Annotated in this window: 1 protein-coding gene; it reads right to left on the bottom strand. The window is 26.2% G+C overall.

What is annotated here, in order from left to right; all coding sequences use genetic code 11:
- The coding region (locus tag KM800_RS15140; RefSeq protein ID WP_254906591.1) for a tyrosine-type recombinase/integrase at nucleotides 1-414 on the bottom strand (414 nt) is incomplete at its 3' end.
- Nucleotides 415-580: the final 166 nt, after the last annotated feature.

The following is a 580-nucleotide window of genomic DNA, read 5'->3' as shown; positions in this document are numbered from 1 at the left end:
AAGTTTTTCTTCGTTCTGTTCTAATTTACGTTTTTTTAAAACAGGAATTAGATTTTCAGGTATTGGAATAGTTCTTATAGAATTTTTAGTTTTAGGAGTCTGTTCTATAAGATGATATTCTCTTTTATTGCCATTAAACAAGTAAACACTTTTTATTGATCTTTTAACTGATAATGTACATTTCTTATAATCTATATCAATCCACTTTAGTCCAAGAAGTTCACCCTGCCTCAATCCTGTACCTAGTGCTAGGAGGAAAAGTGCTCTTAGTCTGTGATTTTCAACAGCTTTTATAAATCTATTTTGTTCATCAAGTGTAAATATAGTTATATCATTTTCTATTTCAGAATCAGAACTTTTAAATTTATTATCAGGTATAGTAATTGATTTTCCCATGCAGTAATTTCTTGTCATATATCCTTCTGCTATACAGTAATTAAAAAATGATTTTAAGAGTTTATTTAGATTTCTTATTACATTACTGCTTTTTCTGCTGTTTATTAGCTTATTATAATATCTCTGAATATCTAGACCTCTTATATTATTTAATCTTATATATAGACATGAGCATAATTAAAAA

It is taken from the genome of Clostridium tyrobutyricum (assembly GCF_019144085.1).
GTDB lineage: Bacteria > Bacillota > Clostridia > Clostridiales > Clostridiaceae > Clostridium_B > Clostridium_B tyrobutyricum_A.
Note: the sequence above shows the minus strand (reverse complement) of the source record. Positions and strands in the feature narration are given on the sequence as shown.